General features: G+C 42.6%; 23 protein-coding genes. 14 read left to right on the top strand and 9 right to left on the bottom strand.

Annotated elements, in window-relative coordinates:
* On the top strand, nt 1-2,064 hold the full coding sequence (gene ppk1, locus FTU65_RS05235; RefSeq protein ID WP_180066500.1) for a polyphosphate kinase 1: 2,064 nt from the start codon (nt 1-3) through the stop codon (nt 2,062-2,064).
* 50 nt (nt 2,065-2,114) lie between these two features.
* Here the strand turns inward: ppk1 and FTU65_RS05230 are convergent, their stop codons facing one another.
* Nucleotides 2,115-3,371 carry a hypothetical protein gene (locus tag FTU65_RS05230; protein WP_078190618.1) on the bottom strand — a complete coding sequence of 419 codons (1,257 nt, stop codon included), beginning with the start codon at nt 3,369-3,371 and terminating at the stop codon, nt 2,115-2,117.
* 77 nt (nt 3,372-3,448) lie between these two features.
* Between FTU65_RS05230 and serB the strand changes: the two genes are divergently transcribed.
* The 3 genes from serB to FTU65_RS05215 all read left to right on the top strand — a co-directional run bounded on the left by serB (nt 3,449) and on the right by FTU65_RS05215 (nt 6,052).
* Nucleotides 3,449-4,669, top strand: coding sequence for a phosphoserine phosphatase SerB (gene serB / locus FTU65_RS05225; protein WP_078193257.1), 1,221 nt, complete (start codon nt 3,449-3,451; stop codon nt 4,667-4,669).
* Between the two features lie 414 nt (nt 4,670-5,083).
* Complete coding sequence (gene aciT, locus FTU65_RS05220; protein WP_078190616.1) at nt 5,084-5,416, top strand: AciT family ciprofloxacin tolerance protein; 333 nt, start codon at nt 5,084-5,086, stop codon at nt 5,414-5,416.
* Nucleotides 5,417-5,572: 156 nt separating this feature from the next.
* Complete coding sequence (locus FTU65_RS05215; protein WP_078190615.1) at nt 5,573-6,052, top strand: SCP2 sterol-binding domain-containing protein; 480 nt, start codon at nt 5,573-5,575, stop codon at nt 6,050-6,052.
* 80 nt (nt 6,053-6,132) lie between these two features.
* Here the strand turns inward: FTU65_RS05215 and dtd are convergent, their stop codons facing one another.
* Nucleotides 6,133-6,573 (bottom strand): D-aminoacyl-tRNA deacylase, encoded by a 441-nt coding sequence (gene dtd / locus FTU65_RS05210; RefSeq protein WP_168379709.1) that lies wholly within the window; start codon nt 6,571-6,573, stop codon nt 6,133-6,135.
* 230 nt (nt 6,574-6,803) lie between these two features.
* Here dtd and FTU65_RS05205 point away from each other — a divergent pair, with 230 nt between their 5' ends.
* From FTU65_RS05205 to asd, 5 genes are all read left to right on the top strand, one after another.
* Complete coding sequence (locus FTU65_RS05205) at nt 6,804-8,321, top strand: catalase (protein WP_180066498.1); 1,518 nt, start codon at nt 6,804-6,806, stop codon at nt 8,319-8,321.
* A 186-nt stretch (nt 8,322-8,507) separates the two neighbouring features.
* Nucleotides 8,508-9,008 carry an ankyrin repeat domain-containing protein gene (locus FTU65_RS05200; RefSeq protein WP_078193253.1) on the top strand — a complete coding sequence of 167 codons (501 nt, stop codon included), beginning with the start codon at nt 8,508-8,510 and terminating at the stop codon, nt 9,006-9,008.
* A gap of 146 nt (nt 9,009-9,154) precedes the next feature.
* Nucleotides 9,155-10,363, top strand: coding sequence for a nicotinate phosphoribosyltransferase (gene pncB, locus FTU65_RS05195; protein WP_078193252.1), 1,209 nt, complete (start codon nt 9,155-9,157; stop codon nt 10,361-10,363).
* A 153-nt stretch (nt 10,364-10,516) separates the two neighbouring features.
* Nucleotides 10,517-11,365: a sulfurtransferase gene (locus tag FTU65_RS05190; protein ID WP_180008663.1), complete on the top strand. Its 849-nt coding sequence runs from the start codon at nt 10,517-10,519 to the stop codon at nt 11,363-11,365.
* Nucleotides 11,362-12,213, top strand: a complete 852-nt coding sequence (gene asd, locus FTU65_RS05185; RefSeq protein WP_078193251.1) for an archaetidylserine decarboxylase — start codon at nt 11,362-11,364, stop codon at nt 12,211-12,213. The genes FTU65_RS05190 and asd overlap by 4 nt, the downstream gene beginning before the upstream one ends.
* A gap of 146 nt (nt 12,214-12,359) precedes the next feature.
* Here asd and FTU65_RS05180 read toward each other — a convergent pair whose 3' ends face one another.
* Both FTU65_RS05180 and argS read right to left on the bottom strand, forming a co-directional pair.
* Nucleotides 12,360-12,959, bottom strand: coding sequence for an SPOR domain-containing protein (locus FTU65_RS05180; RefSeq protein ID WP_180004357.1), 600 nt, complete (start codon nt 12,957-12,959; stop codon nt 12,360-12,362).
* A gap of 302 nt (nt 12,960-13,261) precedes the next feature.
* Nucleotides 13,262-15,052, bottom strand: a complete 1,791-nt coding sequence (gene argS / locus FTU65_RS05175; protein WP_078193315.1) for an arginine--tRNA ligase — start codon at nt 15,050-15,052, stop codon at nt 13,262-13,264.
* Between the two features lie 177 nt (nt 15,053-15,229).
* Between argS and FTU65_RS05170 the strand changes: the two genes are divergently transcribed.
* On the top strand, nt 15,230-15,517 hold the full coding sequence (locus FTU65_RS05170) for a DUF2798 domain-containing protein (RefSeq protein ID WP_372491143.1): 288 nt from the start codon (nt 15,230-15,232) through the stop codon (nt 15,515-15,517).
* 59 nt (nt 15,518-15,576) lie between these two features.
* Here the strand turns inward: FTU65_RS05170 and FTU65_RS05165 are convergent, their stop codons facing one another.
* From FTU65_RS05165 to FTU65_RS05150, 4 genes are all read right to left on the bottom strand, one after another.
* A complete protein-coding gene (locus FTU65_RS05165) occupies nt 15,577-16,170 on the bottom strand; it encodes a hypothetical protein (protein WP_180008625.1) in 594 nt (197 codons plus the stop codon).
* A 106-nt stretch (nt 16,171-16,276) separates the two neighbouring features.
* Nucleotides 16,277-17,587 carry a DUF445 domain-containing protein gene (locus FTU65_RS05160; RefSeq protein WP_180008665.1) on the bottom strand — a complete coding sequence of 437 codons (1,311 nt, stop codon included), beginning with the start codon at nt 17,585-17,587 and terminating at the stop codon, nt 16,277-16,279.
* 26 nt (nt 17,588-17,613) lie between these two features.
* A complete protein-coding gene (locus FTU65_RS05155) occupies nt 17,614-18,171 on the bottom strand; it encodes a hypothetical protein (RefSeq protein ID WP_180066496.1) in 558 nt (185 codons plus the stop codon).
* Between the two features lie 60 nt (nt 18,172-18,231).
* On the bottom strand, nt 18,232-18,771 hold the full coding sequence (locus FTU65_RS05150) for a DUF924 family protein (RefSeq protein ID WP_180066494.1): 540 nt from the start codon (nt 18,769-18,771) through the stop codon (nt 18,232-18,234).
* A gap of 210 nt (nt 18,772-18,981) precedes the next feature.
* Between FTU65_RS05150 and gshA the strand changes: the two genes are divergently transcribed.
* Together gshA and FTU65_RS05140 are read left to right on the top strand one after the other, a co-directional pair.
* A complete protein-coding gene (gshA, locus tag FTU65_RS05145; protein ID WP_180066492.1) occupies nt 18,982-20,559 on the top strand; it encodes a glutamate--cysteine ligase in 1,578 nt (525 codons plus the stop codon).
* A 21-nt stretch (nt 20,560-20,580) separates the two neighbouring features.
* Nucleotides 20,581-21,108, top strand: a complete 528-nt coding sequence (locus FTU65_RS05140) for a disulfide bond formation protein B (protein ID WP_180066490.1) — start codon at nt 20,581-20,583, stop codon at nt 21,106-21,108.
* A gap of 68 nt (nt 21,109-21,176) precedes the next feature.
* Here the strand turns inward: FTU65_RS05140 and FTU65_RS05135 are convergent, their stop codons facing one another.
* The gene (locus FTU65_RS05135) at nt 21,177-22,508 is read right to left on the bottom strand and encodes an alpha/beta hydrolase (RefSeq protein ID WP_180066488.1); all 1,332 of its coding nucleotides are present in this window, start codon (nt 22,506-22,508) and stop codon (nt 21,177-21,179) included.
* Nucleotides 22,509-22,751: 243 nt separating this feature from the next.
* On the opposite strand from FTU65_RS05135, the gene FTU65_RS05130 reads away from it, so the two are divergent.
* The gene (locus FTU65_RS05130) at nt 22,752-23,351 is read left to right on the top strand and encodes a YqiA/YcfP family alpha/beta fold hydrolase (RefSeq protein WP_180041431.1); all 600 of its coding nucleotides are present in this window, start codon (nt 22,752-22,754) and stop codon (nt 23,349-23,351) included.
* A gap of 187 nt (nt 23,352-23,538) precedes the next feature.
* Nucleotides 23,539-25,419 carry a DNA topoisomerase IV subunit B gene (gene parE, locus FTU65_RS05125; protein WP_180066486.1) on the top strand — a complete coding sequence of 627 codons (1,881 nt, stop codon included), beginning with the start codon at nt 23,539-23,541 and terminating at the stop codon, nt 25,417-25,419.
* Nucleotides 25,420-25,761: the final 342 nt, after the last annotated feature.

Raw genomic sequence — 25,761 nt, 5'->3', positions numbered from 1 at the left:
ATGCAACATTTTCAGCATTCATCAGCGACCTATTATAATCGTGAATTGTCACTTTTAGATTTCAATCGGCGGGTCTTGGCTCAGGCACTCGATTCAAGTTTACCTTTACTTGAACGCTTGAATTTTCTCATCATTTTTTCACGCAATTTAGATGAATTCTTTGAAATTCGCATTGCGGGGCTAATGAAACAACGAGATTTGAATGCGATTGCACGGACGCCAGATGCCATTCCGACTGAAGTGGTCTTAGATGAACTTTCCCTAGTGATTCATGGCACAGTTGCACAGCAATACCAGACCCTTAATCATGCTGTATTGCCTGCATTACAAAGTGAAGGCATTCGCTTTATTCAATTTAAAGATATTTTAGAAAAACATCGGGCGTGGATTAGCCATTATTTTAGTAAAGAAGTACAACCAGTTTTAACACCGATTAGCTTAGATCCATCTCATCCGTTTCCACGCTTGGTCAATAAAAGCCTCAACTTTATTGTGAGTCTAGAAGGCAAAGATGCCTTTGGTCGTGCCATTGAAATGGCGATTGTACCTGCGCCACGTTCGTTGCCGCGGTTAATCAAAATGCCAGCCGAGGTTGAAGGCAGTGCAGAGACACAAATTTTCCTGACCGCCATTATTCAGCAACATATCAATGACCTATTTCCTGGGATGAAAGCGACGGGCTGTTATGCCTTTCAAGTGACACGCAATGCAGATTTAGTTCTGGCTGAAGATGTGGATGACTTGGCGGTGGCATTAAAAGATGAATTGTCTTCACGGCGTTTTGGTCGGGCAGTTCGCTTAGAAATTGAAGATGATTGTCCGCAAAGCATTATTGATTATTTGTTAGATGAATTTGATTTGAGTGAGCAGGAGCTCTATCGCATTGACGGCCCGATCAATTTATCGCGTCTCAGTACAAGTTTTAATCGACCTGAACTGAAATATCCGGTCTATACACCAATTATTCCTAAAGTTTTTCGTAAACAAACCGCTATTTTTGATGTATTAAAAACACAAGATGTGTTGTTACATCATCCGTTTGACTCCTTTCAACCGGTCATTAACCTATTACGTGAAGCTGCAAAAGATCCTCAGGTTTTAGCCATTAAGCAGACGCTTTATCGCAGTGGGCCAGATTCGGACATCGTACAAGTTTTGGCGGAGGCGGCTCGCAACGGTAAAGAAGTTACCGCAGTTATCGAACTTCGGGCGCGGTTTGATGAAGAATCCAATATTACTGTGGCCAATATATTGCAAGAAGCTGGGGCTGTCGTGGTGTATGGCATCGTGGGCTATAAAACCCATGCCAAGATGATTTTGATTGTACGCCGTGAAAATAATCAGCTGCTACGCTACGCCCATTTGGGAACAGGTAATTATCACGCAGGCAATGCGCGGATGTATACCGATTATGGCCTGATGACGACGCATCCCGATATTTGCGAGGATGTGCATCGTATGTTTCAGGAACTGACCGGTATGGGCAAGATGGCGAAGCTGAAAGCTTTATTGCATGCACCATTTACCCTGCATACTGAATTATTGAAACTAATTGAACAGGAAATTGTTGCTGCACAAGCGGGAAAATACGCACGAATTATTGTGAAGGTCAATGCACTTACGGAACCGCAACTGATTGCTGCTTTGTATCGTGCATCGCAAGCAGGGGTACGTGTAGATTTAATTATCCGTTCGATTTGTTGTTTGATTCCTCAGGTCAAAGGTATGTCTGAGAATATTCATGTGAGATCTATCGTTGGGCGCTTCTTAGAGCACACTCGAGTGTATTATTTTGAGCATGCAGGCGAAAAACGATTGTACTGTGCCAGTGCCGATTGGATGGGACGTAACTTATTTTCACGGGTCGAAACCTGTTTTCCAATTTTAGAAAGCCGTTTGAAAAAACGCATTATGAAAGATGGTTTACTTAACTATTTGGACGATAATCAAAATGCATGGGAAATGCAGTCGAATGGGCAATGGGAGAAAGTCGCGGTGGAAGCAGGTGCCGAACCACATAACGCGCAAAAATATTTGATTGCACAGAAAATTTCGACTGTTTAAGACAAAAAAAATCCCGACTCAAGTCGGGATTTTTGATTGCGCTAAAACCTTTACGAGGCTTTTGACTGTTTGGATTTTAAAATTTCAGTTCTGAAGTTTTGAGCCAATTCAGCGGCATCACTGTCCATTCCATTGAGCATAAACGCATGACGCGTCAACACATTGGTCGGATTTGGCAAGCTGACCAATTGGAAATGATCTGAAATCTCTTTGAGCAAAGTTGTCGGCACATGAATGGCACTTTCTTTGGCAACCAATTGTTGGACTAAACGCTCAGCCGCTTGTACAGAAGACAATTGCATGGCTTCGACAGAGCTTGAAATCGCGCTACGGGTTTGTAAAACGAAACGTTTTTCTTCACGGTAGCGTTTATATAAAACATCTGAAAGCAATTGGAATACTGAGCTGATCATGGTGAGGCAACGCAGCGCATCTGGAGTGTCAGCGGTCATGCTGATGGTTGCACCATGTTCATCAAACTTATGTACCGTACTGATGTCAGAACTGTTCAATTTATAATGTTGAACACAGAGTTCTGTGGTTTTATTCAAGAAAATTTGGCAGAGATTAAAATACGGCACAGACACGGTTTTGTTGACGCTATCGAGCAGCTGTTTCGGATCATAAAATTGAATATTTAATGCCAAGCTGTTGCTGTCGAGAACCACTGGTTTCATGTCTTTATGCTGTTTTGCTTTGGCTTGCGCATTTTGCTGCGCTTGAGCAATCGCCACAGCGGCATTGTGTTTTTCTTGTTCTAAAGCCTGCGCTAGCGTTTGAATTTCATGTTTTAGACGTGATTCATTGTTGATTCGCGCTAAATATTCAGTACGACTTGGACGTGCAATTGCGCGATACGCTAACCACAACAAGCCATGTAAGAATAATGAAAATAGAATCGCGGCCCATTGCGTACGTAAGATTTCACCAATACTTGGTTTAATTAAGGTGATTTCAACCGTTCCAACTTTCTTTTCGTTTTGCAGCGCATCACGAACAAAGATTTCACCGTCACGGGTTTTGGTCAAACCGCCTGTAGCCAAGACTTGATTATTGGCATTTAAGATGCGGATGGAAGCCACGCTCGGGTTGGTTGCATAGCGGTCAGCAAGTAAGGCTAATGATACGGTATTGGCCGGCTCAAGCTCAGATAGGCTGTCTGTAACCAATTGACTGGTCATCAGTTGTCCCTGACTGGCACGGTTTTCGTTCAGTTGGTGGGTTGTTGCCAATACCAATAAAAAGGTATGCAAAGCAAAACAAACTACTAATAGGCTAGCAAATAGCCCTTGTCTAGGCGCATTCAACGTAAACTTCCAAGGCAATTCTATTCAATTTAGATTATGATTCTTACATTAGTTGTAGCTCAGACCCGAGTCAATTCATGCGAGAAATCATTCTTATATCACTTTTAGGACCTGACCAACCTAATCAATTTACACGATTAATGCAGGTTTTGTCCGCACATTCCTTACAGATTTTAGATGTCGGACAAGCAGTCATCCACAATCAGCTGACTTTAGGTATTGTTGTTTCGTCGGAAGACCAGACTGCGACAGCATTAGCCATGAAGGAGATGTTGATTTTAGCACATGATATTGGCTTAACTGTGCGCTTTAAACCAATCTCTACAACAGAATATCAACAATGGGTAAATGAGGGAGGCCGCACACGTTATATCGTTACGGCACTTGCGCCAGAATTACAGGCGTCTCATTTACAGGCAGTTACAAATATTGTGTCGAGCCAAGGCTTCAATATTGAAACCGTGACTCGTTTATCTGGCCGTCCTGAGTTAGATGGATCAAGCGAAGGTCCGCGCCGTGCCTGCGTTCAATTTGGCTTAAAAGGCCAGATGTTGGATGCCACTGCGATGCGTGCAGCATGTTTACGTCTATCTACCGAACTAGGGGTAGATGTTGCCGTTCAAGAGGACAATGCTTACCGTCGTAATCGTCGTTTGGTCTGCTTTGATATGGACTCGACGCTGATTGAGCAAGAAGTGATTGACGAATTGGCGATTGAAGCGGGTGTCGGCGCTCAAGTGGCTGAAATCACTGAACGTGCTATGCAAGGTGAACTCGATTTCCAACAAAGTTTCCGTGCACGTGTGGCACTGCTCAAAGGTATGGATGCTTCGGTATTGCCTAAGATTGCAGAACGTCTGACTGTCACAGAAGGTGCGGAACGTCTCATTTCAACGCTTAAATCATTGGGTTATCGCACGGCTATTTTGTCAGGTGGTTTTCAGTATTTTGCTGAATATCTACAAGCAAAACTGGGTATCGATGAAGTCCATGCCAATGTATTGGACGTCCAAGATGGCGCGGTAACCGGTGAAGTGAAAGGCCATATTGTCGATGGTGCTCGCAAAGCCTTCTTGTTGACTCAAATCGCTGAAGAAATGGGGATTTCATTAGAACAAGCCATTGCAGTCGGTGATGGTGCGAATGATTTGCCAATGTTGTCTTTAGCCGGCTTAGGCGTTGCTTTCCGTGCGAAACCTTTGGTTCGTCAAAATGCCAATCAAGCCATTTCAAGCGTGGGTCTAGATGGTGTTCTTTATCTGCTTGGTGTGCATGATAAAGATTTAAATCGTGCTTAAAACCATTTAAGGCACAGTCAAAAACGTAGCCAAAAGGCTGCGTTTTTTTATGCCAAGAATTCAGCTCATCCGATGAACGGTAGAAGAAAATTGTCGATAAAAACAACGATTAACAGCATTCGAAAAATTAATTTTTTTAGCCTAAAACCAGCTGTTTTTTTTGTAATGACACTCGAAACGAGATGCCATCATTGTTCTAGAAATTCTTTAAAAAGAAAAAATGTAATGACAAAATAATGTTGCGACAAGGTGTGTCGCATGGACAAAAAACGAGACTTTTTTTATGTAAAAAACTCAGCATAATGCTTGCAAGAGATTGAGATCGACCAAATCTATTTACTGAAGATACAGTAGTGAGACGGCTCAGCATCCTGTAAGACAAGAGATGTCAGTTGTCAAATGACGGAGGTTTTTATGTTAACAGCGAATTTAGCAACAATCGTTGGCCTGAGCTTGGTATCGGCGGCTGTGATTGCTGTTTTCTTCTCGCCTTATCGTCGCTGGTTAAGTTTTATGCTGGCGGGGATGCTGGTGTGGGGACTCATTGAAGTGATTCGATTTGGCACACAAACCATGTTTGAATTATCAGTGACTTATAGTTATTTAACGGCATTAATGGCCGCAATGGTGGTATTCACTTTAGTATTGTTACGTGAAGACCGCCGTGCAGAGCGTGCGATGGCAAAGCGCCAATGTATAGAACACACGCCTGTATATGATGAAGAACAGCAATGTTCGAGCCGATAAGTGCCAGAACAAAATTTCAATGAAAATGCGCCTAGGGGCGCATTTTTTTATGAACGCATTAGTCCGATTTGAGATACAAAGCCTTACTTCTCAAAAGCCAAGTTATGTTAGGATGAAGCCAGTTAATTTTCCAACAATTACAATAGGCTTTAAGTCATGAAACTATCATCAATTCCTGTCGTAAAACTACCTTTAGTTGATGTCAGTACGGATCCACTTGATTTACTCGTGGCAGGTTTAGCGCTTCGTATGAAACAGCTTGCACGTACTAGCCCTAAATTCATTGAATTGGTTCATGAGCGTCAATTCCGCATTCAAATCGGCACGGATTTAGGTGTTGCACGTCAAATTATTGTAAATAACGGACAGATTGATACTGTTTCAGGCGATGCTGAAAAAGCAGACTTTATTTTGCAATTTGCGGACAGTGAACAGGGCGTAAAAACCCTGATGAAAGGTGACCCAACTGCATTCATGACGGGTATGCAAAATGGCAGTATTAAAATGGAAGGTGATTTTGGTCTACTGGTTTGGTTTAACCAAGTGGCGAAGTTAATTCCACCTAAACTTCCAAAACCGGTTAAAGAAAAAATCAAAATCGCACGTGCGTTTATTAAAGAAAAAACAGGTAAGTAAGATTTACGCCTTGTTCTCCTCCTAAAGGAGGAGCATTAAAAAAAGCCCTCTTTTGAGGGCTTTTTTTAATGCTTCAGTGGTTATTCAACTTCTAAATTAAAGGTCACTGGACCGTCATTAACCAAATGCACTTTCATGTCGGCGGCAAAGATGCCTGTTTGTACATGGTCATATTGGCTCTTGGTGTAATCGACCAGCTGTTCATACAGTGCTTTGGCATCGTTTGGCGGCATGGCAGGGCCAAAATCGGGGCGCAGACCTTTTTGCGTTTGCGCCATCAGGGTAAATTGAGACACCAAGAGGATACCGCCGCCGGCTTGACTGACATTCCAGCCCATCTTGCCTTGTTCATCATCAAAAAAGCGGTATTTCAAGATCTTATCAATCAGCTTTTTGCCTTTTTCTAAATCGTCAGCTTTGCCAAGGCCTAAAAACACCAAAATACCGTGATTAATTTCACCCGTGATCTCACCATCGACCACCACTTTGGCTTCCAAAACACGTTGTAACAAGGCCCGCATAACTTCTTCCGAGTAGAAAATTGAACATAGGGCAGGGATTGTAGCAAAGACAGCATTCTTTCGAGGCAATGTGTAGAAATTTTTGGGCTCAAACATTTGAAAATAAACTGTATATTTTTTATAAATCTAATAATACGATTAAATTTATAAAAATAATCTGTTTTTATCTATTTATTGAATGCCAGTATCTTTGCGGGGCAGGAAAGGTATTTAACAGAGAGATTAAGACGATGTTTAAGCGTTCTTTATTGGTTGCGATGTTAGCAACAGCAACAGTGGCGACTCAAGCAGCGCCATTAACAAAAGACAATGGTGCACCAGTAGGCGATAACCAAAACTCGATTACTGCGGGTCCAAATGGTTCAGTTCTACTTCAAGACGTACAATTGGTTCAAAAATTACAACGTTTTGGTCGTGAGCGTATTCCTGAGCGTGTGGTACATGCCCGTGGTACAGGTGCGTATGGTGAATTCGTTGCAACTAAAGATTTATCTGATCTCACCATTGCTTCATTGTTCAAAGCAGGTACTAAGACTCCAGTTTTCTTACGTTTCTCGACTGTAATTCACGGTAAACATTCTCCAGAAACTCTACGTGACCCGCACGGTTTCGCGATCAAGTTCTATACGCAAGAAGGCAACTGGGATTTAGTGGGTAACCAAACTCCAGTCTTCTTCATTCGTGATGCAATTAAATTCCCTGACTTCATTCACGCAATGAAGCCAAGCCCAATTGACAACGTTCAAGACGCGAACCGCGTATTTGACTTCTTGTCTAGCCAACCATGGGCAACCAACATGTTGACTTATGTGTATGGTAACCAAGGTGTTCCAACTAGCTACCGTGAGCAAGATGGTTTCGGTGTACACGCATTCAAACTGTACAACGACAAAGGCGAATATAAATACGTGAAGTTCAACTTCCGCTCTAAACAAGGCGTGAAAGGTCTGAACGTTAAAGAAGCGATGGAGCTGCAAGGTAAAGACTTCAACCACTTAACCAACGATCTTTACAAAAACATCAACGCGGGCAACTTCCCGAAATGGGATCTTTACATCCAAGTGTTAGATCCTAAAGATTTAAACAGCTTTGATTTTGATCCGCTAGATCCAACTAAAATCTGGCCAACGAACTTAGTTCCAGAAACTAAAGTGGGTACATTGACGCTGAACCGTATGCCGAAAAACTTCTTCCAGGAAACGGAACAAGTGGCATTGGCTCCAGGTAACTTAGTCCCAGGTATCGAGCCATCAGAAGACCGTCTGCTACAAGGCCGTATCTTTTCTTACTCAGATACACAAATGTACCGTTTAGGTGCGAACCACCAACAAATTCCAGTCAACCGTCCGCTTGTTGCTGTTAACAACAACAACCAAGATGGCTACATGAATGTTAGCGAGCGTGATTCTGACGTGAACTACGAGCCAAGCCGTAAAGTGCCTAAAGCTGCCACTGAGAAAGCACGCGCTGTTCAAACTCCGCTGACAGGCACAGTTCAACAGATCGGTACCAAAGAGCAAAACTTCAAGCAAGCGGGTGAGCTTTACCGTTCATACTCTGCTAAAGAAAAAGACGATTTAATCATGAACTTGGCTGCGGATCTTGGCAACGTAAAAGATTCTGAAACCAAGCACATCATGTTGTCTTACTTCTACAAAGCAGATGCAGATTACGGTATGCGTATGACCAAAGCAGTAAACGGTAACCTTGCAACTGTAAAAGCCAAAGCAGCACAACTGAAAGACTAATTTCGATCAGTCTGAAGGATTGGTAACTAGGGGCTAGAACGTTACCTCAAAAAAGTCCTATGAAGCTCCATACCTTTCCTGCACCCTAGGGGGAGTTTCATAGGCACTCCTTAAATAATTCATTTTTCTTAATGAAATGAATTGTTTCCAATTCAATTCTACATTCGATTTCTGTTGGAGTTCATCATGAAAGTTATGCAGCATTTGACTTTAGCCAGTCTTCTTGCGTTTGGTTCCGCATTCGCAAACGTGGCAATCGCGGAAGATATCTCCCCCGCTAAAGCAACTGCAAGCGATCAGATGACCTCACAACAGGAATTGATCGCAATTTTCTTTGCTGCAGCCAAAACTGGCAATGAAGAAGTCATCAATGAATTTCTTAAGCACGGTTTTCCGGTCGATGTGCGCAATGCTTCGGGTTTTACACCACTGATGATGGCGACCTATTATGGTCATCAAAATATTGTGACTCGCTTGCTAGAACAAGGTGCAGACCGCTGCGCACGTGACAATAAAGGCAACACCGCATTGATGGGTGCCATGTTTAAATTAGAATGGGCGATTGCAAAGCAATTACGCCAAGTGGATTGCGATGCAAATGCCAAAAAAATGGGGCAAAAGACTGCAGAACAGTTTGCGCGTGAATTTGGTCAAGAAGAAAAATATCGACAGTTACTCAAAAAATAGTGAGCTTGATCGCGCTCAGCTTTAGCAAAAAAATTGAAAAAAGTCGATGAATCGCGGTGATTTATAAGTTATTCCACTAAATCAATCGGCTTTTTATCAATAAAGTATGCTTTAATGCAAAGAGTTGATAAAAACTGAAAGTCTTTATGTCTCCAATCATCCAATCCTTATTAGACACAGATCTGTATAAATTCACCATGCTTCAGGTGGTGTTACACAAATTTCCGCAAACCCATAGTGTGTATCACTTTCGCTGCCGTAACTTGGATGATACAGCCTATCCACTGGTTGAAATTTTGGATGATTTAAACATGCAGCTCGACATGCTTTGTCAGTTGAAGTTTAAAGAAGATGAATTGCAGTATTTACGCAGTTTACGTTTTATTAAAAGCGATTTTGTTGATTATCTTGAATTATTTCAGCTTAAACGCCGTTTTATTAAAGCGGGTATTGATGATGAAGGTCGACTCGACATTTGGGTAGAAGGCCCAATGGTTCAAGCGATGATGTTTGAAATCTTTGTTTTAGCCATCGTCAATGAATTATATTTCCAACGTATTCGTACACCAGAAGTTTTAGCCGAAGGTGAGCGCCGTTTACAACATAAGGTTGCCTTGCTGAAGCAGTATGAAGCACGGCAAAATCCAAATGATCCACCATTCTTGGTCTCTGATTTTGGCACGCGTCGTCGTTATAGTTATGCATGGCAAAAGCATGTAATTGAAGAATTAAATCAGGCTTCACCATATATTTTCCGCGGTACAAGTAATGTTCTGATTGCCAAAGACTTGAACATTACTCCAATTGGTACGATGGCGCATGAGTTCCTACAAGCATTCCAAGCGCTTGATGTTCGTCTACGTAACTTCCAGAAGTCTGCGCTAGAAACATGGGTGCAGGAATACCGCGGTGACTTAGGAATAGCCTTAACGGACGTTGTCGGTATGGATGCGTTCCTACGTGACTTCGATTTGTACTTTGCCAAACTATTCGACGGTTTACGTCATGACAGTGGCGACCCGTATGAATGGGGCGATAAAGCCTATGCACATTACAAAAAGCTTAAAGTCGATAGCAAAAGTAAAATGCTGACCTTTAGTGATGGTCTAAATATCGAAAAAGCGTGGGATTTGCATAATTACTTCAAAGACCGTTTCCAAGTGAGTTTTGGTATTGGCACCAACTTGACCAATGATATGGGACAAACTGCGCTGAATATCGTACTGAAACTGGTTGAATGTAATGGTCAATCTGTGGCAAAAATTTCAGATAGTCCGGGTAAAACCATGACAGATAATGATACTTTCTTAGCGTATCTACGTCAGGTGTTTGACATCTCTGAAGTTAGCGCTTAAACACAGCATTAGATAAAACTAAAAAAGCCGAATCAATGATTCGGCTTTTTTATATCTAAAATATTGCTAAAGGAATGCAAAAATTCAGAATAATAGTGAAAATGACTTATGCTAAGATCGAATTTAATCGCACAAAATACAACACGAACAACGATGACAGCATCTACACTGAATTTTGGTCTGCTGATTGAAGCGGAAGAATTGGTTCCACATCTTGGTAATGAAAAACTACGGATCGTCGATTTGAGTCGTCGTTCGGTTTATGACCAATTGCATATTCCACATGCACTGCATGTGCAGCCGAAACTGTTAGTGCGCCAAGAAGAACAAGCGATGGGGCTTTTACCTGACCAAGCCGGTTTAGAACAGCTCATCAGCTATCTGAATATCAGTCCAGAACATCATGTAGTAGTGTATGACGATGAAGGTGGGGCATGGGCTGGTCGACTGATTTGGAACTTACATTGCCTCGGTTTTGAAAATACCAGTCTCCTCAATGGTGGCATCCATGCTTGGCTTGGGGCAGGCTTACCGACCTCGTCTGAAATTGAGCAATTTGAACCCGTGAGCCCATTGGTTGAAGTAAGTGCAGAGGCGCGTGCTCAGTATCAAACAGATTATGATGAGCTATTGGCTCGTGTGCAGCAGGAGCAAATCCAAGTATGGGACTGTCGTACCGAAGATGAATATACAGGCCTACGTTTGGCTGCGCGACGCGGCGGTCACATTCCGGGGGCACGACATTTCGAATGGAGTACTGCCCTTAACCGGGAAAATCATTTAAAATTGCATCCTTTAGAACGCACACAACAACGCTTAGAACAATTGGGATTCAATTTAAACGAACCTGTGGTGGTATATTGTCAGTCCCATCATCGGTCGGGCCTAGCTTATATACTGGGACGTTTACTCGGTTGGAATATTCGAGCTTATGATGGTGCGTGGAGCGAGTGGGGCAACCGACTCGATAGTCCTGTGATCACCGGAGAGTTGCCGTCTTGAGCCTTACATCTCAGTTAAAAAAACAAATTTTTATTCAAGCTCAGCGTGTTGTTCCGCAGCACAAATTATCACGTATCGTGGGTAAATTGGCTGCGAGTGAAAACCCTGTGGTGAAAAATGCTGTGATTACCGCATTTAAAGCACAGTATGGCATCGACATGTCGATTGCTGAGCAAAGTAATGCCCTGAAATTTAAATCATTCAATGAATTTTTCACTCGTTCTTTAAAAGAAGGCGTACGTGTAGTTGATGCAAATGCCAACAGTGTTGTTTCACCCGCAGATGGTGCGATTTCACAACTGGGTAAAATTGAAAATGGTGATGTATTTCAGGCCAAAGGGCAGAAGTTCACTGTTGAAAACCTGATTGCCGATCCACAATTGGCTGAGCCGTTTAAAAATGGTCAGTTTGCTACGGTCTATTTGTCTCCAAAAGACTACCACCGTGTACATATGCCATTTGCAGGGACATTGACAGAAACTTTGTATGTACCGGGTGAATTATTCTCTGTAAACCAAACCACTGCTGAAAATATTCCGGGTTTATTCGCTCGTAATGAACGCATGGTCTGCTTATTTGATACAGAAGTTGGTCGTATGGCGGTCGTACTGGTAGGTGCAATGATCGTGGCAGGTATTGAAACCGTGGCTACAGGTAAAGTTAAACCGACAGGGCGTTTGGAACTGAATCAACACGATTTATTCTTAGAAAAAGGTGCAGAATTGGGCCGTTTCTATTTAGGTTCAACAGCGGTTGTGTTGTTTGAAGAAAACAAAATGCAATGGGATGCGACCTTTAAAGCCAACTCGACTGTGGTGATGGGCGAAGCTTTAGGGCATACCATTTAATGAATTCCCTGTCCCTTTAGGAGAGGGTTAGGGAGAGGTTTTTGAGCTAAGCTGATGTATTCAAAAAAGAATCCCTTCTAACCTCCCTTTATTAAAGGAATGAATAAAAAAAAGCGCCATCAGGCGCTTTTTTTTAATTGCAAAATTTAGCGTTTTACGACAATCGAGTCGATACTGCTATGACGTAAAGTTTGCTGTGCAATCACAGCAGCTTCTTGTGAATCATAGGGGCCAGACACAACGCGATACCAAACTTTGCCGTTTTCATTACTTTGAATCACATCGGCAGATAAACCGTTCAAAATAATTTCAGCACGTCGTGCATCGGCTTGATCAGGATCATCATAACTGCGCACTTGCAGAATATAACTTGCAGCAACAGGCGCAGTTTCTGTGGTTTCTAGTCCAAGCTCTGTGGTTTCAACTGGCTTTTGTTCTGGTGCATCAACAATCACCACCGTTTCTTTATTTTCGGTTTCAGGCACAGCTTGTTCAGGAATTGGCGTCACTTGTTGCTGAGGCAATAGGTCGTAGAAACGATAGTCTTTATTGGTTTCTTCTTGGTAGTGTTCAGAGGTAATTTGACCTTTTGGCTTCACAGGCTCCCAAGGTTTCCAAAGCATGAGCGCAACTAAGAAACTCAACACGATTAAAATGATGACAAGTGTACCTAGCCATGCTGGAATCAATGGTTTTTTAGGCTTATTTGGCCGATCAGATACACCGCGCTGCGTTTTTCCAAACACGTGGAAACCTCATTTAATTTTAATTGTCACGAACCACTTTGGGGCAGCCCAAAGTAGCAAGTCTTGATTGTTATATATTACATGAGTGTCATCAGGAATTTGTTTAATTTTCACAATTTCAGCACAGCCAAGATGACACGGACATATTGCTGAATATAAACGAAATACAGGCTCATTTCGAGCCTGTATTGAAAAGGATTCTTTTTAGCACAATGCAATTGATGACGCTTAAACCCATGCGCTGTGTTTGTGCATGGGCGATGCCGATGAATTTCTATTGTGCTCGCAACATAAAGGGTTGCTTACATGCTTTCAGGCGCACTCACACCCAATAATTCAAGACCATTGCGTAAAACTTGCTGTACGTTTACAGACAGTAATAAGCGAGCTTGAGTCAGTTCTGCATCATCACCCAAGACTTTATTTTCGTTGTACCAACCATGGAACAACGCCGCCAACTCTTTCAAGTAGTTACCCACTTGGTGTGGTTCATAGCTGTTTGCTGCACGAACCACAATTTCAGGGTAAGCCGCAAGTTTAGCAAGAACTTCAGTTTCAGCTTCTAACTCAAGTTTAGCTGCAAATTGACGTGCAGCTTCAGCAGAGAATTGAACGTCTGTCGCAGCAGCTTTTTCGAGCATACGGCAGATACGTGCGTGTGCGTATTGGATGTAGTACACCGCATTGTCTTTACTTTGAGACACAGCAAGGTCTAAGTCGAAGTCAATGTGTTGTTCTGATTTACGCATGACGTAGTAGAAACGAGCAGCATCGTTGCCCACTTCTTTACGTAAGTCACGTAAAGTCACGAATTGACCTGAACGAGATGACATTTGAACCATCTCGCCGCCACGCCATAGGCTCACAAATTGAACCAAAAGTACGGTCAATTTTTTAGAATCATAGCCAAGCGCATCAATCGCTGCTTTCACACGTGCAATATAACCGTGGTGGTCTGAACCCCAAATATCAATGATATCGGTATAGCCGCGTTGTAGTTTATTTAAGTGATAAGCAATGTCGGATGCGAAGTATGTAGTTTGACCATTACGACGTTTCACAACACGGTCTTTTTCATCACCAAAATCAGTTGATTTGAACCAGATGTTGCCATCTTTTTCGTATAAGAAACCACGTTGATCGAGCATTTGTAATGCTTCATCAATTTTTTCAGTCAAGGTTGCTTCGCTGAACCATTGATTGAAAGTCACGCCAAATTCACCGAGGTCATCTTTAATGTCATCGAGAATGGCTTTCAGCGCAGCTTGATGGAACACACGGTAACCCGCAGCCAAATGGTTTTGTGAATTATGAATTAGGCCATCAATGTGTTTTTCTTTATCGCCTGAAACTACGACTTTATTGCCTTCGCTATCGAGTTCAGCGGCATATTGCACATCTTCTGGAACATCTTTGTAGATGTCCGCCACAGGGCGTACATAAGCATCGCCATCTTTGTCGATAATGCTTTGTGCGATTTCTTTAACGTAGTCGCCTTGGTATGCATTTTTAGGGAAGACCAGTTGTTGACCCGTCAATTCTAAATAACGCAAGTAAGTCGATGTTGCCAAGATATCCATTTGACGGCCAGCATCGTTGACATAGTATTCACGGTCAACTTTGGCACCTGTTGCCTCAAGGAGATTGGCAACGGTCATACCGTAAGCTGCGCCACGACCATGGCCAACGTGTAGGCTAGATGTTGGGTTGGCTGAAACGAATTCCACTTGAACACGTTTTTCAGCATTGGCCTGTGTGCGACCGAACTGATCTTTCTGAGCTTGAATTTGGTCTAAGACAGCAAAACGTTGGTCAGCATTTAAAAAGAAGTTAATAAAGCCAGGACCTGCAATTTCTGCTTTGCTGATATCTGCGACTTCTGGAAGATTTGCCAGAATTTTTTCGGCTAAATCACGCGGCTTCATACCTGCAGCTTTAGAGGCAATCATGGCAATGTTTGACGCAAAGTCACCGTGGCTTCGGTCTTTGGTTCGGGTCAAATTGCTAGTATTGTTCCAGTCAGTTGGGAGTACACCTTCAGCTTGAAGGGATTGCACTGCATGATCGAGCGCTGCTTGTATTGCCGTATTCATAATCAGTCGAAAAATAAATGTCGCAGAAAAACGGTAAATATAGCAAATTTCAGGCTCTTTAGGTGAACCCATTTGTTGCGAATAAAAAATATTCGATAAAAGTGAAGCATTGCTTATATCGAAGTAAAACGATATAAGTGGTTTAGCGATTCAGGATCACTGCTTGAGTATATGGACATGTCACAACCCACCCCTAAAATTTTTGGCAATGTGCCGAAGTTAGCTGCACGCTGGGCGCTGATTATCGTGCCGTTTATTTTGTCTTGTCTCATGAGCGGCATTATTTCGTTTATTAATATGCTCAGAAATTTAGGTTGGTTTGAGGGTTTTCTTACCCTATGGCTGCATAATTGGATGATTTCTTGGGCAATTGCTTTTCCCATTGTGCTGATTTTATTGCCGTTTGTTCGAAAATTTACAGGCCTGTTGGTCGATATGTCAGGGCCACAGCCACCTGCAAAATAAGCCTGCATGTAAGTCACAGCTGAGTCAAAAGGTGACTTACTGCATTTCGTTTTAAATATTTATAGGCTATCGCGACAACTTACTGCTTTAGAGAGTAATTCGGCTTTGTTGTTTTGGAAGGTATAGAGTTTTGAGGAATTAAACACTTTAATGACTTTGGCCTGAGCGACAGCGGTTTTAAAGCTTTGGAACTTTTGCTGATGGGCTGTCTCAAACGGATTTCCAAAGTTTTTATTGTCGAGCAGAATTTGAATTTGCCCCACATTTGTATCATGTGCTTTTAGGATCTCTTGGCCATCCGCGTTGCTTATACTGAAAGTTGGGCGCTGAGTGCTGATTTTGCAATTCAATTTGAGGCTCAAGGTGAAATTGTCTGCCGATTTATTTTTGAGGGTAGATGTGCCTTGTTGATCATTTTCAATATAGACCCACTGATTTTTCGGCATATTGGTCAGTAGGGTTTCTAACTGTTGTTGGGTACTTTTGCTGATATCGACTGTGCCTTTTTTATCGATTTCAGGGGCTTTTTCTTTACCGAGCATGCCCATCACTTTGTCGCTGACTGTGCTACTGGTTTTGGAAATGGTCTGGCAAGCGCTTAAGCTACTGATAATAATAATGAAAGGTAGGGTATAGATGGCAGGTAAATGCATAGATTTTATTGTTCTATTAAATTTTCAGATCGGCAAAGTTTAACGGTTCTACGCATAAAGCTCAAACCTACGACCTATCTCCTGTGAGAAGGACTGTAGCGGGCGGCTAAAGCAGCCATTCTACACAGGCACGAATAACCCCCAGTGCAAGGCCAATAAAACCACCGACCACGACACCATTGACTCGAATCATATGCAGGTCGCCACCGACTTCGTTTTCGATCTTATCGATCATTTCACGTGAGTCCCATTCGTGTATACGTTCACTGATAAACCGAATGACTTTTTCACTGTATTGGTCGGAGAGATTGATGGCAATATCACTCATTTTTTCATTCAGCAATTGGCGTACAGCAACGTTAGAGACAAGATTTTCGCCTACTTGTTGAATGGCGACACGTAGGTTTTGTGCAATGCCAGAGTCGGGTTTTTCTAAATCAGAACGAATCGCATCGCATAAAATCACCACTGCACCACTGATAAAATTCAACATTTGTGGACTATCGAGCATGGCATCTTTGGTGCTATTTAGGCGTTGGCTGGCAACACTCTGATTGTCCGCCAGTTGCTGCATAAGCTGCTGTGCCATGTCTTCGATTTTACGGCGCCACGGATGTTCATGGTCGGCAAGCATGGACTCGACACGACTGACCAGTGAATCAATGGTGCGCTGTTGTACATCAATACCAATCCAACTCGCACCTTTGGCGAGCTTCCAAACCCCGAGTTCTTTAAACAACTGACGTGATAAATCACGAGTTTGTTCAGGGTGCTGTAACATCCAATCATGGGCTAAATCTAGTCCACGTTGCAGGACATCTTGATGGAAATCATTTTCTAAAACTGCTCGCAGCATTTCACTGGCTAGATGGTTGACTTGCGTATTGCGCACCCATTGCACGCTGTTATTTTGGATAAAGCGTCCAATTTGTTCCTGACCGACAAATTCGAAAATTTTCGGGACCGTTTGCTGAATGACTTGGGTCACTTGCGCATTATTGTGCGGATTGGCCAACCATTTCCCGACGGCAAGAGAGAGATCTGTCTCCGCTAAACTTTTTTCAACCACTTGGGGTGAAAGAAAATTTTCCTGAACAAAGCGGCCCATAGACTCGGCAATGCGTGCTTTATTGCGTGGAATGATTTCAGTGTGATCACGTAAAAATTTGGGAATCGGAATCCGACCAAAAGGATTGCGAAATAAGACGGTTATCGCGTACCAGTCTGCCAAACCACCAACCACGCCAGCTTCTGCTGAAAGCATCAAAATATGAATAAGCCAAACATATTCGGGCAGCAATTTAGCTGCGATCATCAATGCAATCCACGCCAGCACCGCCACCACCAAAGCAATGGTGGCGAAGCGTTTACTGCGTTGCAGATTGGGCGAAACAGCGGGCTGTTCAGTTGGGTTCATCAATGATCGGGTCTCTATGGGTTGACTTATTTGGGGGTAGGCTCAGCAGCTACAGGCAAAGGGTTTCCTTGGCTGTCTAAACCATATTTAGCTCCGAGTGACTGCAAAATCAAGCGAGCATCAAAGGCATCCTGAGGGGCTTTGGCACGATCTTTATAGCAAGTAATACTGTAGGAAACTTGAGTTGGATCGAGTGTGACCACCTGTGGAACGTCATAAAACGGGCTTGGCCAAAAGCCGGGATGGCGACGGTAATAGCCATATGGATAAGGCATAGGGTCTGGGTAAATCACTGCTTGGCGCGGCGGTTTTTGACTCCGATTACTTGGGTCATCCATGACTTTAAAATATTGAAAGCCATTGTGTAGGGTGGTTTGAGCGGCTTTAACCAAGGTGATTTCTTCGGCAGTGCCATAGCTCATATTGGGGCTAGCTTGGAAGCTAATCCGATAGCTTTGAGCATTTAATGGCGTTGCAGCATAACGACCCAATTGTTCGAAGGTTAAAGGCTTCGATGGGGTGCTTGCACAGCCGGTGAAGCCCAGTGCTGCGGTCATGGCTGCTGCGATAATGAGTTTGTTCATGCGCATACTCCTGTTCAGTCGGTTCATGGCAAGGGGGAGATACTGGCCAAAAGCCGTCAATTAAAAGCTAGAATTGGGTTGGGTTAAAAATTCCAATTCCTCTGCTGTAGATGTTCTGCCCAATACCGCATTGCGATGCGGGTAACGTCCAAATCGATCGATAATCACTTTATGCTTTTTTTCAAATTCTAAGTTGATCGGATTGCCCAGTTGCTCAAATAATTTTAACGCGCTTTGATGGATTTTTGTCGATTCGCTATGCATAAAGGGCATATATAAAAATGAGCGCTGTTCAGGGCTTAATTGTAGATCTAAACCCTGCGCGATGGCTTCTTGTGCAAGCGCCAAAGCCAGTGCATCTTGGGCAAAAGCCAAGCCAGAATCACGGAATAAATTTCTAGAAAATTGATCTAAAACAATAATTTCAGCCAAACGACCTTTAGCAGTCGTACGCCATTGCCATAGTTCTGCTTGACTGGCTGCAAGATGGATGTCTTTAAACTTTTTTTCGATTAAAACATCAAAATTATTGCTTTTAGCGAACCAATTGGGCTGATTTTCTGGGTTAAACCAAAATTCGAGAATATCTTGATAATTCATAAGTTTTAAGCATTATTAGCATATATTTGTTTATAAAATCACAAATTTCAAATGTCATATAGAGTAAGTTTGTGATAAAAAATTGCCAAAATAAAATCACGGTTTGTCTCAAAACTATACAGTGGGTCATTTGCCCACTTCAAATCGCGTTATACTGATATAAACTGATGATTTTATTTTAGTAGTTTCTTCCATTTAAGCGAGATAGCAATGAGTCAACCCGAATCGACCTCTCAAGACATTTTACCGACTTGGGTAGATTCTTCGCTGATTAAAGGAATATTGCGCGGTATTGAGCGTGAAAGCTTGCGTATGCAAAGCAACGGTTTCTTGTCTCAGGCCGACCATCCCCAAGCTTTGGGTGCGGCTTTGACTCATCCGCATATTACGACAGACTATTCTGAAGCTTTAATGGAATTTATCACGCCGCCAAAAGAAACCATTACAGAGGCGTTGAACTATCTGCAAGATATACATGCTGTTGCACATACGCATTTGGAACATGGTGAAAAACTTTGGCCATTGTCGATGCCATGCATGTTGGATAAAGATGAAGACAGTATTCGTTTAGCGCAATATGGCAGCTCGAATATAGGACGTTTTAAAACCTTGTACCGTCGTGGTTTAGGGGTGCGCTATGGTCGCCGGATGCAGACCATTTCAGGGGTGCATTATAATTTATCCTTCCCAGATCATTTCTTTGAAGCACTACAACAACACGAAACTGACGATGCTCTCAAAGCATTGAGCTTACAAGATTATCGCAGTCATCGTTATTTCGGCCTGATCCGTAATTTTATTCGTTTAACGCCATTGGTGATGTTTTTGGTTGGGGCGAGCCCGTCGGTGTGTAAATGTTTTATGACTGGACGTGAACATCAGCTGTTACCACTCTTAAAAGGCACGTTATTTTTACCTTATGCAACGGCGCTGCGTATGGGAAATTTTGGCTATCAGAATTCAGCACAAAAACAGTTAGGGATTCACTACAACGACATTCAGGCATATTTGGAAGGTTTGCAAAAAGCGGTGCATACCCCGTATGCCGCATTTAGTCATTTAGGTTTAAATGATGAACAGGGTGAACCGATTCAAATTAATGACCACGTGTTGCAAATTGAAAATGAATACTACAGTTTGGTTCGTCCGAAACAAGTGCCACAGGATGGTGAAACACCATCTGAAGCCCTGCAAAATCGTGGTGTGGGTTATGTAGAATTACGCGCAGTAGACGTCAATCCTTATAGCCCAATTGGGATCAATGAAGACACGGCAGGCTTGCTCGAAGTGGTGGCTTTATACTGTTTATTGCAAGACAGCCCAGCATTGTTAGATGCCGAACAAAATGAAATTGAGAAAAATCAGGCTGAAGTAGTAAACCGTGGCCGTGCGCCAAACGCAGTGATTTTACAGCAAGGCCAAGCGATTCCAATTGAAACATGGTGTCGTACACATGTTGCAGCGATGCAACCGTTGGCTGAATTGCTGGATGATTCTTACAATACAGATATTTACACTCAGGCAATGGCTGTGATGCAATCACGCATCGATGAAGTCGATGAAACATTGTCGGCACGTATGATTAGCGATACTTTAGAACAAGGTGGAACTTGGGGCTTTGGTAGCTTTATGGCCTTACAACATGCTGAAGTGTATGAGCAGCATGTTTTGAGCCCTGAAACTGCAGCATATTTTGCACAAGCTGCTGAGCAGTCTTTAGAAAAACAGGCTCAACTTGAGCAAGACTGCACCTTGAGTTTTGAAGAATATTTGAAAAACTTTAGATAAAAAATTTTAAGAGGATTTACCATGAAATGGAGTTTCCGCTTCGTGAGTGGTTTGTTGTTTTTAGCCAGCGTGATCGGTATGTCTTTTGCGCTGTTTTTAGAACATGTACAAGGCTTAGAACCTTGTCCATTATGCGTATTCCAACGTATTGGTTTGATTGGACTCGGCATCATTTCATTGATTGCGTTGATTCACAATCCAGCATCGAATTGGGGTAAACGCATTTACGCATTGTTGGGGACACTGTCGATTTTATGGTCTGCTGGGGTGGCTGCGCGTCATATTTGGCTGCAAAATTTACCGCCAGACAAAGTACCGAGCTGTGGCCCGGGACTAGATTATTGGGTAGAAACGCTGCCCTTAAAATCAGTCTTTGAACAAGTACTGACCGGCTCTGGTGAGTGTGCCAAAGTAGATTGGACGTTCTTGGGACAATCATTACCGGTTTGGTCATTGGTGTTTTTTACGGTCTTAACTTTGCTCAGTCTTTGGCAGTTATTACGTAAATACCCAAGCAAACCAGTGCCACGTTTACGTGATAAATTTTAATTCAATGATATATAAAAAAGCCCTCAGTTGAGGGCTTTTTTACGCATACACATGGTGGAAATTTTACCTTAGGTGAGGGCAATGCCTTCCATACTTTCCAAGTCCATCATAAATTCATAGATATGATCACAAGCTTTATCGTCATTATTTGGATAGAACCAATGCACGATTTGCTCGGCCACTTGAGGGTGATGCTGAATTTCAAAATGGTTCAGGCCATAAAAAATCGCTTTATGTGAATCTGGCACTTTAAGCTGATAACGTGCATTTGGGTGTTCCCCTAAGGCACTTTTCACGCTGACCAAGTAATCTCCAATCACATGTCGCGTTTTATTGCGACGATGTTCATATTCAATGGTCCCTGCCACGAGGTAGGTATTGATGTGTGATGGAATCGGGGCAGGTTTACGGTTGTCGTCCATGAGTCCAATGCGGACATCATTATGTTCCCAATCGTCATCACGCACGCTGCCATAGCGCAAATCTAAAATGCCGTTACTGCGAATATTCACCACGTGACCTACGATTTTGACCAAGGGGAAACGCCCCAATTGATCTTGCAAATGAAATCCGACACGTTCAAGTACCGCACCATGATGTGGTGAGCCCAAGCAGACTAGATTTTCAACTTGATGAATCCATTGATACATATTTTGTTTGCCATAAAAAATGGCACTACGGGACACTAAGCCCCCCATACTATGACCAATTAAGTCGATACTGGTAATACCTGGGTTGCGACGAACCAAATCTTCTAATGTATTGGCAAGGCTGCGGCCATTGGTCGAAATACGACGACCCGTGTTGTAATTTAAATACAGCATGGTGTTGTGGTCACGTTGTGACAGTAATTTTTCACCAATGCCGCCATATTTGGCTGTCGACCATGACAGATGATTCATGCAGAGCCCATGAATCAACAGGGTAATACGACCGGTTAATTCGCCTTTTTGTACCGCACCATAATGGTCGTAAACCACCATTGGTAAGGCCATCGGGTTGTGATATTTCAGTAAATAGTCGCCCAAGACCCCATTCAGCGCGCCCACTAAAAAATGTAAAGACGGCGTAAGCGGTTTGTCGTGTAAGCGTGGGAATTTTTCAATAATGCTACGCAGCGATGGTGCGAGTAAATAATTGCCATAATTGAAAAAGGTGTTGTAAGAAAATTCGTAAATCCGTGCAATGGTCGGCTGCTTATGAAAGGCTTTCGAGCCTTGTTCGCTCATTCCAAAAATACTGATTAAAATTTCACGTTGAATGTTTTTGATCAAGTCATGCACGACATCACTAAAACGCATTGTCACGAGTTGTGCCAAACCTTCCAGCACATCTGCTTGACTGGGTGGCGTGCGGTCCCATTTACAATAGGTTTCATGCAATGGTGTTAAGCTAGGCATAATGTTCCTATCCTTACATTCAATGCTATCCCTCGATTGTATTTATTACTGGAATAGCCTGAAGTTTCATTGTTTATTTTATAAAATTCTCACGAACAGCTTTTACAATACCGATAACAGACCTGTCGGTGAATGCCTTTTGTCTGACAATTTTACTAAAAATTCAAATTTAGAAAATGTGACGCAGTTAGCACTTATATGCCACTTTTAAAGCAATTTAAAGATCAATTTGGAATCAAAATGATGAATATTGTGTATTTGCATGGTTTTCAAAGTAACTCAAATTCAGTGAAAGGGCAGATATTGCGGCACTATTGTGCAGACTTAAATGGTGTGCAAGTGCATTTGCCAGATTTGAATATGCCACCGCTACAGGTAATGCAGCAGATGTCAGAGCTGATTGAAGGTTTGGATGATGTGGTTTTAGTGGGGAGTAGTTTAGGTGGTTTTTATGCGACGCAGTTGATGGCACGCCATCACATTCCTGCGGTGCTCATCAATCCTGCGGTCTATCCATGGCAATTATTTCGTGATTTATTTGGCGAGACGGCATTGCCTTATCAGGTGACTGAAACGTGGTGCTTGGATGATGCACAGCTCAATCAAATGCAGGCTTTGGCTATATCTAAGGTTGAAAATGCAGATCAACTGTTGGTCTTGCTCCAACAAGGTGATGAAACCTTGGATTATCGTGATGCTGCTGGTTTTTATAGTGCGGTTCAAGCCGGCACGGCTATGCTGATCACTGAGGTGGGTGGAACACATGGCATGGATGATTTTGCAGAAAAAATACCGATGCTCTTGCAGTTTTTATCTGATGCTGTCAAAAATATGCCTAAATAAAATGATCCAATACAAATGCTGAAAAGTTAGATCCAACATACAAAAAATGGGCAGTTACGACATCATTTGACGTTTAAATTGTTTAAGAAAATGGCGGCTGATCGCAAGAGATATGCATTTTAATAAAAAAGCATATACTGTAGCGCTCGAAGAAATGTTTTAACCAAAAAGCAGGGAATTTTGCAACGTGACGCAATATACGGCTCAATCACTTGAAGTTTTATCTGGCCTAGATCCGGTACGTCGTCGTCCGGGGATGTATACAGACACTACACGACCAAACCATTTGGCGCAGGAAGTGATAGATAACTCCGTCGATGAAGCGCTTGCAGGTCATGCCAACAAAATTACTGTGACGGTTTATAAAGATGGTTCTTTGTCGGTAGAAGACAATGGACGCGGTATGCCTGTTGATATTCATCCTGAGTATGGTCAAAGCGGGATTGAAATTATTCTGACCAAATTACATGCCGGTGGTAAGTTCAGTACCGATAACTACCAATTCTCAGGTGGTTTACACGGTGTGGGTATTTCGGTGGTGAACGCACTGTCAGATCGTGTTGAAGTGGAAGTTCAGCGTCAAGGCAATCTATATAAAATGGCCTTTGAACATGGCGTTCCTGTGGCACCGCTTGAGGTGTTGGAAGGTAAATGCGCTAAACGTGCAACGGGTACTACCGTGCATTTTTGGCCTGAAGCCAAATATTTTGATTCGCCTAAATTTGCGCTGAAAGCCTTAAAACACAATTTAAAAGCCAAGGCTGTTTTGGCGGCAGGCTTGCAGATTATTTATATCGATCAAATCAACAACGAAAAGATCGAATGGCAATTTGAAAATGGTCTGGTCGACTATTTGATGGATGAGCTACAAGACCGTGACATTGTGCCTGTTCCTGCATTTGTGGCGACTGGTGAAGCTGAACGTGCTAGTGCTGAATTTGCCATTTGCTGGAACGTTGAAGGCGGCGAACAGATTCAAGAAAGTTATGTCAATTTGATTCCAACTGCGCAAGGCGGTACACATGTCAACGGTTTACGTTCGGGTGTGACAGATGCGATTCGTGAGTTCTGTGAATTACGTAACTTGTTGCCGCGTAATATGAAGCTGTCTGCCGAAGATGTGTGGGATGGTGTCAACTTTATTCTGTCTTTAAAATTCCAAGAGCCACAATTCTCAGGTCAAACTAAAGAACGACTTTCAAGCCGTGAAGCCTCTAGTGTGGTGTTAAATATTGCCAAAGATGCCTTTGCACTGTGGCTGAATCAAAACTCCGATATTGCTATGCAACTGGCAGAAATGGTGATTGCCAAGGCCGGTCGCCGTTTAAAAGCTGCGAAGAAAGTTGAACGTAAAAAGATCGTTTCAGGTCCAGCCTTACCAGGTAAACTGGCTGACTGTGTGGGGCATACCTTAGAAGAATCTGAACTGTTTATTGTGGAAGGGGATTCAGCGGGCGGTTCTGCCAAGCAAGCACGTGATAAGAACTTCCAAGCGATCATGCCGATCCGCGGTAAGATTTTAAATACTTGGGAAGTGTCTTCAGACGAAGTTTTGGCATCGCAAGAAGTACATGATATTGCGATTGCGATTGGTGTAGATCCGGGCAGTGACGACTTGTCAGAACTACGTTATGGCAAGATTTGTATCTTGGCCGATGCCGACTCGGATGGTTTGCACATTGCGACTTTACTCTGCGCACTGTTCGTCAAACATTTCCATACTTTGGTTGAGGAAGGACATCTGTTTGTGGCGATGCCACCGCTGTTCCGTATAGATGACAATAAAGATGTGCACTATGCCTTGGATGAAGATGAACTAGAAAGCATCTTAAAGAAATGTAAAACCAAAAATCCTCAAATCACACGATTTAAAGGATTGGGCGAGATGAACGCGAGTCAGCTGCGTGAAACGACTATGGATCCCGATACACGTCGTTTAGTGCAACTGGACTTGGATGACGTACAGTTTACTTCAGGTTTACTCGACAAATTATTGGCGAAGAAACGCTCTTCAGACCGTAAGCATTGGCTAGAGCAGAAGGGTAATTTAGCCGATTTGGCAGTTTAAAATGGCAATAAGAAAAAACCACGTAAGTGGTTTTTTTTTGCTTCAAATGTAGGAAAAGCTGCATGATTTGTGTGCTAAAACACCGTGTTTTTTGAAAAACGTCGCAAAATTGTTCAATTATAGGTCAAATGTTGGATACAAGTTTGTATGCATCTTTGCGGTGATTTTACGATTTTTGAATCGACCCATAAAAAATTAAAAGCAAATTTTATGATTGTAACTATGTGAAAAATAACATTTAAAAATAAATAAAAGCACTCAATCAAAATAAAAAATAAGGCTTGGCACAGTTATTGAATTGCTCTGTTGTGATGAAAGACAACAAATGCATTTTAAAAATGT

The organism is Acinetobacter sp. YH12129, assembly GCF_013418685.1.
GTDB lineage: Bacteria > Pseudomonadota > Gammaproteobacteria > Pseudomonadales > Moraxellaceae > Acinetobacter > Acinetobacter amyesii.
This window is presented reverse-complemented; position numbering and strand designations above follow the sequence as displayed.